Genomic DNA, 12,335 nt, shown 5'->3' on the forward strand with positions numbered 1-12,335 from the left:
TAAACAATCCCCGGCGATGAGCAGCCGGGGATTGCCATACATTTATAATCCGTATCTACTGATCCTGTTCGATAAGTTCAATCCATTCATTGTACTCCGTTTGAAGCTTAGTGTATTCTTCCTGTAATTGACGTAATTCTGTAGAAATCTTCTCCGTATTTTCCCGATCTACGTCCTGTTGTACTTGTAACAGACGAAGCTGATGCGCCGCCATTTCATATTTTTGACCCACTTCGTCCAATTCAGACTGCAAGGCCATTCGTTCCTGCTCTATGGACTGCTGTTCAGCTTTCGCCGTTTTGGCAGCTTCAACCGCCAAACGAGTCTCCTCCTGAAGCTGTTCCTTTTGTTCAACTGTTACCGCTATTTCCCGTTCCCAAGATGCAAATTCTTCCTTACGGGCAGCATCTTCAGCTTCCAGACGTTCCGCTTCTGCCTTCAACTGATCGTATTTAAGTTGCCACTCCAGAGATTCTTCCTCAGCACGTTCCAGCTTACTCCGCCGTTCGTGATCTTCCTGTTGAAGCTGCTTGATATTTTGCTCCAGCTGTCCAGCTCGGCTCTTCATGCTTCCATATTGCTCCTGAAGCGATTGATACGCCTTCGCTCCCTCTTGCTCTCGGACTTTGGCTTTCTCAAGCTCATCCTGAACACGAATCAGCTCAGGTGAAAGCTCCTTGATTCTCGCTTCGAGTTGAACTAGCCGTTGCTGTTGTGAAGCAAATTTATCATTAATAGCTTCGAGCTCAGCCGCTGCGTGCTGTAATTGCTCCTGTATCGATTCCTTCTGTTCACGTGCTTCCAGCAGGGAGAGCTCCAGCTCATCAACTGCTAACTGGCGTTCTTCTGCAAGTTTCTTCCATGACTTCTCGCTTTCAGCTAGCGTAGCCAGCTCACTTTGCAGCTTGCGAGAAGATACGTGAGCTTGCTCCAGCAGCTTCTGCATCCGCCGCTGTTCTTCCTCCAGCTTAGCCGTCTGCTGCTGCGCAGCCTTGGCTTCAGCTTCTAATTGATCATATCGACTTTGCAGTTCTTCACGTGCAAGCGTATCTGCCTGCTCTCGCTCTATCGCAACCTGTCGTTGTGTTTCCAGTACAGACTCCAGCCCGGACTGTTGTTGCTTCAGTACTCTTGCTTGCTCTTGAGCCTCTCCCAGACGAGAAGAAAGCTCTGTACTGCCTGCCTGTACTTGTTCTAATTGTTCCTGAAGCTCCTCAACCCGAATCTCCTGCTCCAGTGCAGCTTCATCAGCTCGTTTCTGCGCTTCCTGATGCTGGAGCTTTTCTTCATTCAACGCCAATTCAGCCTGTTTACGTTCCTGCTCCAGCTGCTCATTCAGCCCGGAGCACTTGGTCTGCCATTCGCTTACCTTCTTACTATGCTCTTGCTGCAAAGCAGATCGCAGCTTGTCCAGTTCTGTACGCTTTTGCTCCTGATGAGTCTTCTCTGCAGCTGACAGCTTGGCTTCAGCCTGTTTAGCCGCTTCAGCCACTTCCTTCTTCATCTGCTCTTCTATCTGCCGGATACGAGCATTGGCCGCCTCCTGCTGCTCTTTCAGCTTGCGAGAAGCTTCTTGACGAGACTCCTCTAATTCACGTTTAGCTTGTTTTTGTCCATTTTCAAGTTCAGCCGCTCTTTTCTCCTGCTGTTCCAGCTTTGCCTTCAATTGGGCAATCTCCTTGGCTGATACAGATTCGGTTTCCATCAGCTTCTTCTGCGTTGCTTCCTTTTCTTCCTTTAGTTGAATAAGAGATTGATGCATATCTGTATTTTTTTGCTGCTGTTCCCCTAGAGCCGTCTGGAGTTGCGCCAGATCTCCCCGGAGCTCTGCTCGTTCCGCTGCTAAGCGGTTCATATGACTCTGAATTTCCTGGATTTGTACAGCTTCTTCTGCCATATGAACCGCAGCCAGCACGGCAATTCGGGGCATATCCAGACGCGAATGAGCTTGAGAAATGCTGTGCATACGCTCATCCACGTAATTGGCAACCTGCTTCATATAATCGGTATTGCTGCCGACGAGTTTATAAGAAGTACCGTAGATCTCTACAGTGACGCGAGTACGATCTGGTGTAGTCACAATTATGCCCTCCTTCAATACTACTGTATGTTGATTCTAAGGTGTGTCCGGTACTATGGTAACCCGCCTTCCGTGAAGCGTTCAACCTTGTTAGTCCGGCTTCCCCGCAGCGGGTAAATATCAGAGTAAGAGAGCTCCTATGATGATAGGCCAAAAAGCCGTATCGAACCTCTGTCACTAAGATTCGATACAGCTTCCCGCATTTCCTGCTACTTTCTCAATTCCGCTCCAAAAGTTTGTTCCAGAGACGTAACGACAGGAGTATGCGCCGCATTGATCTCTTCATCCGTCAACGTATGTTCCCAATGACGATAGGTCAGAGAGATAGCTACGCTCTTCTTATCTTCACCAAGCTTACTGCCTGTAAATACATCAAACACTCGCGCATCCTGCAATAGCTCTCCGCCTGCAGCGTGAATAACACGAAGCAGTTCACCTGCCTCAACGTCTTTATTTACCACGAGGGCAATGTCACGTTCCACGGATGGGAAGCGAGCCAACTCTCTGAACTGAATATGAGAGTTTGCGTGTTCAACGACCTGTTGCAACGCAATTTCCGCTACATACGTATCATTCAGCCCATAAGATTGTTGCAGCTCCGGATGAATCTGCCCAATGGTACCGATCCGTTGAGAGTTTCCATTCACATCCAGCCATACCGAAGCGGAACGGCCCGGATGGTAGCTTTGCGGTTGGTCAGCCACATAACGAATGCTGGCACTCAACCCGAAATAGTCAAACACCGTTTCAAGCGCGCCTTTAATATCAAAGAAATCAACCTTTTCAGCACCAATATTCCATTGTTTTCCACGGCGTACCCCAGTCAGCAGTAGACTAAGCACTTGAATTTCCTGCGGCTGACGGGTTAATGTTTGTTCCTCTGTATAAAATACCGTTCCCATCTCAAAAATCGCCAGATTGTCTTGCTTGCGATTCATGTTGTAGACCGCTGTATCCAGCATCTGTGGAATGATACTCGTACGCAAAACACTACGGTCTTCACTCATAGGCATAGCCAAACGTACCGGATGGCTACCTTCTGTCAGGGCATTAAATAACCCCGTACTTTGCGGATGTACAAAAGAGTAACTGATCGTCTCCTGCCAACCACCATGAGCCAGCAATCTGCGCAGGGAGCGGCGCAATGATTGCGATGCTGTCAAAGCTCCTGGAGTTGTCGGCCCTTCAATCGGCGTGGTCGGGATATTGTCGTAACCATACAGACGAGCTACCTCTTCGATTAAGTCCACGTCAATGGTAATATCTCCACGGCGTGTAGGTACTTCAACTTCCAGTACCCCTTGCTCTGCGTCGCCACATCCGAAATGAAGTCTACCGAAAATCGTTTTCACCTCAAGCAAAGACAGTTCGGTTCCCAAATATCGGTTTATTTTATCTAGCGACAGCTTGATAATGCGGTTTTCAGCTTTTGCAGACGCAGATTCTACGATGCCCTGGTGTACAGCGCCTCCCGCATAACGCTGAATCAGCGCAGCTGCACGATTCACAGCAGGCACAACAGCTCCTGGATCAACCTCTTTTTCAAAACGCAGACTTGCTTCCGAACGCAGTCCAAGTTGACGAGACGTTTTGCGAACTGTACCGCCGTCAAACTTCGCAGATTCCAGCGCAATGCTGACCGTCGCATCCGTAACCTCGGAGTTGGCTCCACCCATCACGCCTGCCAATGCAATTGGTTTCACACCGTCTGTAATCAGCAGCATATGCGGCTCCAACTTACGCTCCTGATCGTCAAGTGTAATCAATGTTTCGCCGGCACGAGCGAGTCGAACTTCAATATTTCCATTTTCCAGCTTATCCGCATCAAAAGCATGCAGCGGCTGACCGTATTCCAGCATGACGTAGTTCGTAATATCTACGATGTTGTTGATCGGACGAACACCTGCCGCCATCAGACGGTTTTGAATCCATAATGGGGAAGCCGCCACTTTTACACCTGTGATATAACGGGCCGCATAGTGCGTACACAGTTCAGGAGTATCTACCTTCACAGACAGATGATCTGCTGCTGCATCGCTAATTTCCACCAGATCCTTAGCCGGGTCAGCCAGCGAAATGTCACGTCCCAGAATCGCACTCACTTCATATGCTGCTCCGTGCATGCTCAGGCAATCCGAACGGTTGGGTGTCAGATCAAAATCCAGTACCTGATCGTCCAGCGCCAGCAGCTTCGTAATTGGCATACCAATTTCAGCATCCTCAGGCAGCACCAAAATACCTTCTTGCAATTCCTTTGGAAGCAGCTTGTCATTCATCCCCAGTTCTTTGGCCGAGCAGATCATGCCCATAGATACAACACCGCGTAGCTTGGCTTTTTTAATGTGGAAATCTCCCGGCAACTTTGCCCCTACAACTGCAACAGGAACCTTTTGACCTGCATCCACGTTTTTGGCACCACACACGATTTGCAGATCTTCCTCCTGACCTGCATCGACAATACATACATTCAGCTTATCAGCATCTGGATGCTTTTCCTTGCTTTTAACATAGCCGACAACGACGCCAGTAATCCCTTGATTGCGCTGCTCGACCTCATCAATTTCTATACCCGAACGGGTGATTTTCTCTGCTAGCTCCTCCGCGCTTACCTGATCCAGCGATACATACTCGGACAGCCACTCGAATGATACTTTCATATGGGTTCACTTCCCTTGATATAGTTGTTTATTGACGCGCAAACTGTTTCAGGAACGACAGGTCACTGTTATAAAAATGACGAATATCGTCGATACCGTATTTCAATATAGCAATCCGCTCTACACCCATACCGAATGCAAAGCCGCTGTACACCTCGGGATCAAAACCGCCCATCTCCAGCACTTTCGGATGGACCATGCCACAGCCCAAAATTTCGATCCATACACGTTCGCCATTTTTCTTCACAAAAGTCACGTCTACTTCAGCACTCGGCTCTGTGAACGGAAAGAAGCTTGGTCGCAAACGGATTTCGGTCGATTCTCCAAACATTTCGCGTGCAAATTGAAGTAAGGTTCCTTTCAAATCACTCATACGAATGTCTTTTCCAATGACAAGCCCTTCAATTTGGTGGAATTGAAAAGAATGCGTTGCATCGTCATCATCACGTCGGAAAACCGTACCCGGACAGATAACCTTAATAGGCGTTTCGCCCTTCATCGCTTCCATTGCACGAATCTGAACCGGTGACGTATGGGTACGCATCAACAGATCCTCGGTCAGGTAAAATGAATCCTGCATATCCCGTGCTGGGTGATTTTTAGGCAGGTTCAATGCTTCGAAGTTATAATAATCCGTCTCTGCCTGTGGACCTTCAGCCACTCGATAGCCCATACCTGTAAAAATATCCTCGATTTGCTCAATCACTTTGTTGAGCGGGTGCAGTCCACCTTGCGGCAACGCGCGTCCAGGCAGCGTAACGTCGATCTTTTCCGCTTGCAGACGCTCATTCGTTTCTGCTTTCGTGAACTCGTCCTGCTTACGGTTAACGACTTCTTCAATCGCCTCGCGCACCTCATTGGCTACCTGTCCAACAACCGGACGCTCTTCCGCGCTCAGCTTGCCCATACCGCGCAAGATTTCAGTCAGTGCGCCCTTTTTCCCCGAATATTTGACCCGTAAATCAGCCAGCTCCTTGGGTGTTGCCACCTTCTCCAATACTTCCAGTGCTTCTTCCTTCAAGGCCAGCAAATGTTCCTTCATTTGGATGGTTTCGCTCATCGCCTGTTCAGTCCCCTTTCTTCATATCCAGCTTTTCAGACAACAAAAAAAGGTCTTTTCTCCCGGTAAGGGACGAAAAGACCGTGGTACCACCCTCGTTAGACAATAAGCTCAGCTCACCCGGCGTTCTGCCTTACGGCAACTAGTTACAGGTGATTGTTCATGCTATGCATCATCGTCTCGCTCTGCACGTTGTAACGGTCGTGAACCGGTATCCCCTACTTGCACATTCGCCATTCACATGGCGCCTGAGGTTCAAGGAACTGCTCCGGAGCGAACTTCAACAGCCCAGTATTTGCAGAAACGCTCTCAATCCTACGGCGCTTCCTCCCTGTTCAATCGGACACTGTCTACTCTTCTCCATCAAGACATTTTCAAAAATTCGAACTATTGTTCATTATTATATGCAAACTACCGCGCTTTGGCAAGCAGGGCATACGTTTCATTTCTTTAGATATCGAGATCATCCAACCGCTCCAGATTTGCACGAATGCGCCTGATTTCGCTCAACAACTTCTCATTTTCGTCATTCGTGCCCGTCATTCCCATCAACTCTGTAAGACGCAATTGTAATCGAAGACGTTCCTCACGCCGCTCCTGGTCTTCTGGCTCCCGTTGACGGCTCCGCTCATCTTCTTGCTTTTCGTCGGCTGTCCCCTCATAGATTTCATATCCGCCCCCCGGCTTCATATCGAGTAACCGAGTTGCCGTGTACCTCACCAGCTCCCGATCATGTGAGACGAGCACCAGTGCTCCATCATAGTTACGCAAAGAATCCTCTACAATTTCACGGGTTTCAATGTCAAAATAATTCGTCGGTTCATCCAGCACCAGCAGATTGGCTCCACTAAAGTACAGACGCAGAAAAGCTACCCTGCATTTTTCTCCCATACTAAGTGTCCCGATTCTTTTAAACACGTCCTCTTTCGCAAAAAGAAAGCAGCCTAATACCGTTCTCGCTTCTGTTTGGGTCATCGTCGGGAGCGCAAGCAGACTGTCCAGCAACGTTTGATCCTCCGGAAGCTGCTCCAACTCCTGTGAAAAATATCCGATGTTCAACTGTGGGTTGGCTGTGATTTTTCCCGTCTGCGGCTCCAGTTGACCTGTTAATAACCGAAGCAGCGTGGTTTTACCAATTCCATTGGGCCCCCGAACAGCCAGACGATCTCCACGTGCAACGATCAGATTTAGATTTTTCACAATGATACGGTCGTCGTAGCTAAAGTCAACCTGCTCAGCACGCAGCAAATATTTTGCCTGAAACCCGCTGTCACTTAATTTCATGTGCAAAGACGCAGCCTCACGCGGTTGCTCTACTCTATTGGCCTCCAGTCGCTCCAGTTCCTTCTCCTTCGCATGATAACGGGAAATATTTTTTTTAGCCTTGGCCTTATAAAAGCTTTGCGTAACGGCCATCTCAACCTTGGATGCGCCACGATGCGCCTGATGAAACCATTCCCTGTAATTTCGAATCGTTTCCTCCAGCGCCTGTTTCGCCAGCTCCTGCTTTCGATAGCTGGCTTCCTGCTCTCGCAGTTCCCGCTCCTTTTGCGCTTTATATTCCTTATAGCCGCCTTTATAGCGCCCAATACCTGTCGATGTGAGCTCAACTATACTCGTAGCCACCCGATCCAAAAAGGCTCTGTCATGCGATACAAACAGCAGCGTTCCCGGATACGTAGACAGCCACTGCTCCAGCCAAAGCAAGCTTTCGGCATCCAAATGGTTGGTCGGCTCATCCAACACCAGCAGCTTCGGCTGCCTGACCATGAGTCCGGCCAATCGCACTCTCGTCTTCTGGCCGCCACTCAGGTCACCATAAGCAATGGACCACGTCTGGACAGGCATTCCCATTCGAGTGAGCGCCTTTTCCACCTCAGACTCCCAGGCAAAGCCTTGCAGGCGTTCGTATTCATCCATTAGCTCGCCGTAACGCTCCAGATGATGCTCCATATCCTTCCCAGCATCGGCTAGGTCAGCTTCCAGCTGTCCCAACACTTGTTTGAGACGCCAATGCCGAGGGCTGGCCTGTTGTGCGGCCTCCAGTGCGGTTCGAGACCAAGCCACCGTATCCTGCTGCTTCAGCCAGCCCCGCTCTTCCAGTGGCAAATCATGCTCTACTTGACCAGAGGTTGGTGCTTCATCTCCCAGCAATATTCGCAATAGCGTCGTTTTACCTGCTCCATTTCTTCCAAACAGTGCAAGCCGTTCTCCTTCCATCACATCCAGCGACACATTCTCAAATAAAGATGTCCCGTTCCAATCCTTTACTACATTGCGAATACGCAAAATTGTTCTCATACCACGATCATCCTTTCCCAGTCCGGTTTTTTGATCCCGGAAGCAATAAAAAAAGCCGCAGAAGGCTGCGGCTTGCATACAAGGAATATAGAATGACTGTTATGAATCGTTTCAGAACATACGCTTATGAAAAATAACACCGCAAACGAATAAGCCAAATCCCGTTCCGGAATAAACGCATACGTCCCTACATTCATTTTCAGACACACTTCTCCCGTTGCAGCTTACAGCCGCCTGCCAGTAACTGTGCAGTTAAGTGGGAAAATCAGTGTGCTTACTTCATCGGACGTATGGTTACCTTCCTTTTCATGGGATACTTACTTGCAGTCAGTATAGCAGATCACAACACATTTGCAAATAACCCGCGTTATTTTCCGAATACCAAAGTTGTATTGGACGAACCTGCATATTTCGTTACAAACTCTTTAGTATATTCAGGAGTCTGTACCTGATAGCTATAGTTTTTGCTTGGGTTCCAGTTGGTTACACGCGATTTTTGGTTGTTGATGGCGGGTAAACTCCCCACATCTTTAAACTCGCCATTGGCTTTATCATCAAGAATACCGCCCTTTTCACTACCTTTTCCAAAGTAGTTGTACTCAGAATAGATTCTTGCATTCGTAGCAATGGTGTAAGCAAGCTGGAAATTATTAATATAATTATTTTTAACATGGAAATATCCATATCTCATAAGTCCTGGGCCACGTACAAGCAAGTTTTCAAAGTAATTATTAGCGATCGTGATATGGGGCATGCCATCATAATTTTTATTGCCATCATCAGGGTATCCCAAAATGAGACCATATTTATGATTGGCAAATTTGGAGTTACTAATGGTTACATAATCAGCCGATTGACCTATGTACAAAAGTTTGTCCAAATCCGAGCCATTCGCATTATAATTGTGACCTGCAAATGTAACATGATCAATCCAATAATTTGTACCTGCAGTAAGATAAAGTTGGATGTCATCGTTACCGTTAATGTTAGCACTGTGCTCAAAAGTTAAATTTTGAAAGATCACATTTCCCGAATTATTTGTTGTTTTCAAATGAATGTTAACCAGCTTGTTTTGCGCATAAGAACCAATGAGTGATTTGTTGGAACCAATGTTGATCACGGTTTTAGAGGAGGCAGAAATATTTTTTTCGATTACCAGAATTTTAGGAGTTGAATCCCCTAACTGGTTTTTCAAATCGTTTAGATTATTGATATAGATGACCTGACCACCTTTTCCCCCCGTTGTGGCAGACTTCGTAGCTCCATTTTCACTTTTAGCCTGTCCGGCAAAACCAGTCATTCCATTCGTCGACGTATTTGGAAAATCAGCAGCGGCGAACGTAGAACTTGCTGGAAAATTAAACAGCATCAAAGTTAATGCTAAAAACAGAAAAGTAAATTTCCTCATTGCAGCTACACCATCCTTTTTTTGGTTAAATCCTAACAATGCGACTATACTTATTTTTTAGTAATTGGTAAATAGTTCTTTTTATCTGTTTATTTATAGCATCTAAGCTAAATATTTTATATTTTATTTTGTGCAGCAATGTAAAAATAGTTCGTAAGAACGCAAAAAAGCCGTGATACCCCATTGGCACCCCGGCTATAATGTATTTATCCAGCTCCAAACATAACAAAAACCCTTGCGTCACAAGGGTTCCGAACTTCTTAAAACAGTAAGCGGGTGATGGGAATCGAACCCACGCTATCAGCTTGGAAGGCTGAAGTTCTACCATTGAACTACACCCGCATTTTATAACATCTCGATTCTTATGTATGACACGCTCAACCTATCGTCAACCAGCTGAATCAGGATGTTATTTAGTATAACTTACCTTTCAGCAAAATGCAAGCATACTACATACTATCCTGAGCCAGCCAATTCATAGGTTTACGTAAAAACAATTTTTCAAAGACTTCTGCCGGAATGGGGCGACTAAAGTAATATCCCTGACCCTCATGACAATCCTGTGCCTGCAAAAAATGAAGTTGCTCCTCATTTTCCACCCCTTCAGCCGTAACCTTCAGCTTCAAATGGTGAGCCATGGAGGCAATAGTAGATACAATTGCCGCATTTTTGCTGTCGACCAGTACCTCATTTACAAAGGAACGGTCAATTTTTAGACGATCAATCGGGAGATTCTTCAAATAATGCAATGAGCTATAGCCAGTTCCAAAATCATCAATACTGATTGCGACACCAATAGCCTTTATTTTTTTCAACTGTTCAAAGGCCCGATCCTTATCAAAGGTCATACTTTCGGTAATCTCCAGCTCTAGATAGCGTGCTTCAAGTTCCGTATAGGTCAAAATGCCCCGAATTACATCCACCAGCTTTTTTTGCTGAAATTGGCGCATGGATAAATTGACCGAAATCGGGATTGGTGGGTACCCGAGCTCCTGCCACTGCTTATTTTGCAGACAAGCCTCCCGTAACACCCATTCTCCCAAGGGCACAATTAAACCACTTTCTTCAGCCACCGGAATAAAATCGCCCGGCATCACCATCCCACGATGAGGATGATTCCAGCGCACCAGCGCCTCCAAACTCGTGAGCTCACCACTTTGCAGGTGGACACGTGGTTGATACACCAATGAAAATTCCTCATTTTCAAGTGCTCGCCGCAGATCATTTTCCAGCTGGAGTCTTTCATGCGCTCGCATCTGCATCGCGCTGGCATACCGCTGAAAATTCACTCCCTGCTCTTTGGCACTATGGACAGCCGTATCCGCCTGCTGAATAAGCTGTTCACTCTGATTCGCATCCAACGGGTATAAAGCTATACCAACGCTCACCGTCACATGATAAGACTCACCATCAATATCGAAAGGCTGATCGAACAGCTTCACCATATCATCAATACGATTTCTCATAGCATCTGTATCTTCGTATCCCGTTAGAAGAAAGGCAAATTCATCTCCGCCCATGCTAAAGACAGCTTCCCCTTCACGGCTAAAATGCCCCAAGCGTTCGCCTACTGCATACAGCAAATAATTCCCTGCCATATGTCCAAGCGAATCATTAATCGCCTTGAAACGATCAATATTTAGCACTAAAAGCGCTACTGTCTCATCCGATTTTAATGATTTGCGCAATATTTTATCTAAGCGTTGGGAAAGGCGACGACGATTGGGGAGTCCTGTTATATCATCATTATAAGCAATGTGATTAAACTCAGATTCTGCTGCCTGCTTTTCACGATAAGGAACCAGAACCATCAACCGAACCAGCCCGCTCAACATATTATAAAATGCTATCGCGTTGGTCAAAAGTCCTAGAAGGTGATTAATATCGCTCATTTGCTCAGCAAATAAATAGAACAACTGACTCACAACACACAGCCCAATCCCACGAATAATAAGCAACATGCCCAACTCTGCCGGGCGGGCTTTCCGATATTTTCTCACCCCGAAAATAAAAGTGAGTACAAGCAGTAACATCACAGCCAGATTTAACGTCCAGCCCAGGTTGCCTATTTCGTATCGTATACGTAGATCCGGTAAGCCTGCACCAAATGTCTTAATAACTCCTAGAATCAGCAAAGTGCAGCCTATCCCCGCCCACAAAGCCACTGTTTTGTATTCAGACTTCGTCTTGCTAAACGGGAGGAAACAAATACATAAGAGCAAGACAGCGGTAAAGGCACGATTTACAAATAGCAGCCATAACGAAATGCCCGGAGACAAAGCAAAGTCCGTCAGGCTTACGAAACTAAACGAAACAATATGAACAAGGTAAAGCAGACCAGCCACCAAAAACGTCGGGGCAATAAGAAGCCTCTGCAAAGATAACTGTTCCAGTAAAACGGACCAGGATTGATAAAAAATACAAAAACAAATCGCAGCACAGGCAAATCCTACAATCGGATATAACAAGAAAAAAACATTATGGGAGTATATCTTATTCAAAGTTACGTGAAATAACTGAACCAAGACAAACAAAACTATCGAAGCAATGCCGATACCTATCGTTTTTTTTACTTCCAGCCGTATACTCATTCAGCCTCTTCAGCCCCCTGCATATCGGAGATTCCGATCATCTAAGACGTTTGACAGCTTTGGAAGCCGTTGTTTAAGTCTATAGTATCAAAAATAATGTTGTATTCTGGTATATAATAGCATTTAATCTGTGAAAGGTGAATCATTTTTTCGTCTTAAATTCGTGAATTCATTTTCGCATTTACGCAAATAACCGAGCTTACAGCACCAAAAAAGCGCATCATCTTGTCAGATTATG

General features: G+C 46.4%; 6 protein-coding genes and 1 tRNA gene. All 7 read right to left on the bottom strand.

What is annotated here, in order from left to right:
- Nucleotides 1-55: 55 nt before the first annotated feature.
- The 7 genes from zapA to NSS66_RS03950 all read right to left on the bottom strand — a co-directional run bounded on the left by zapA (nucleotide 56) and on the right by NSS66_RS03950 (nucleotide 12,097).
- Nucleotides 56-2,080 carry a cell division protein ZapA gene (gene zapA, locus NSS66_RS03920; protein WP_075153964.1) on the bottom strand — a complete coding sequence of 675 codons (2,025 nt, stop codon included), beginning with the start codon at nucleotides 2,078-2,080 and terminating at the stop codon, nucleotides 56-58.
- A gap of 209 nt (nucleotides 2,081-2,289) precedes the next feature.
- Nucleotides 2,290-4,737 carry a phenylalanine--tRNA ligase subunit beta gene (pheT, locus tag NSS66_RS03925; protein ID WP_075153963.1) on the bottom strand — a complete coding sequence of 816 codons (2,448 nt, stop codon included), beginning with the start codon at nucleotides 4,735-4,737 and terminating at the stop codon, nucleotides 2,290-2,292.
- A 28-nt stretch (nucleotides 4,738-4,765) separates the two neighbouring features.
- Nucleotides 4,766-5,797, bottom strand: a complete 1,032-nt coding sequence (gene pheS, locus NSS66_RS03930) for a phenylalanine--tRNA ligase subunit alpha (protein ID WP_269321413.1) — start codon at nucleotides 5,795-5,797, stop codon at nucleotides 4,766-4,768.
- Between the two features lie 450 nt (nucleotides 5,798-6,247).
- A complete protein-coding gene (gene abc-f, locus NSS66_RS03935) occupies nucleotides 6,248-8,098 on the bottom strand; it encodes a ribosomal protection-like ABC-F family protein (protein WP_340958477.1) in 1,851 nt (616 codons plus the stop codon).
- A gap of 367 nt (nucleotides 8,099-8,465) precedes the next feature.
- Nucleotides 8,466-9,467, bottom strand: coding sequence for a polysaccharide lyase family 1 protein (locus NSS66_RS03940; RefSeq protein WP_445671354.1), 1,002 nt, complete (start codon nucleotides 9,465-9,467; stop codon nucleotides 8,466-8,468).
- 310 nt (nucleotides 9,468-9,777) lie between these two features.
- A tRNA-Gly gene (locus NSS66_RS03945) sits at nucleotides 9,778-9,848 on the bottom strand.
- A 107-nt stretch (nucleotides 9,849-9,955) separates the two neighbouring features.
- Entirely contained in the window at nucleotides 9,956-12,097 is a 2,142-nt protein-coding gene (locus NSS66_RS03950) for a bifunctional diguanylate cyclase/phosphodiesterase (RefSeq protein WP_340958479.1), read from the bottom strand.
- Between the last annotated feature and the right edge of the window lie 238 nt (nucleotides 12,098-12,335).

The sequence above is a fragment of the Paenibacillus sp. FSL R10-2748 genome, assembly GCF_038005565.1.
In the GTDB taxonomy this organism is placed as follows: Bacteria; Bacillota; Bacilli; order Paenibacillales; family Paenibacillaceae; genus Paenibacillus; species Paenibacillus polymyxa_B.

What these genes read in the sequence shown, in the direction of transcription:
- pheT (WP_075153963.1), bottom strand. Translation starts at nt 4,737, where the DNA reads ATGAAAGTATCATTCGAGTGGCTGTCCGAGTATGTATCGCTGGATCAG.
- pheS (WP_269321413.1), bottom strand. Translation starts at nt 5,797, where the DNA reads ATGAGCGAAACCATCCAAATGAAGGAACATTTGCTGGCCTTGAAGGAA.
- abc-f (WP_340958477.1), bottom strand. Translation starts at nt 8,098, where the DNA reads ATGAGAACAATTTTGCGTATTCGCAATGTAGTAAAGGATTGGAACGGG.
- NSS66_RS03940 (WP_445671354.1), bottom strand. Translation starts at nt 9,467, where the DNA reads ATGCTGTTTAATTTTCCAGCAAGTTCTACGTTCGCCGCTGCTGATTTT.
- NSS66_RS03950 (WP_340958479.1), bottom strand. Translation starts at nt 12,097, where the DNA reads ATGAGTATACGGCTGGAAGTAAAAAAAACGATAGGTATCGGCATTGCT.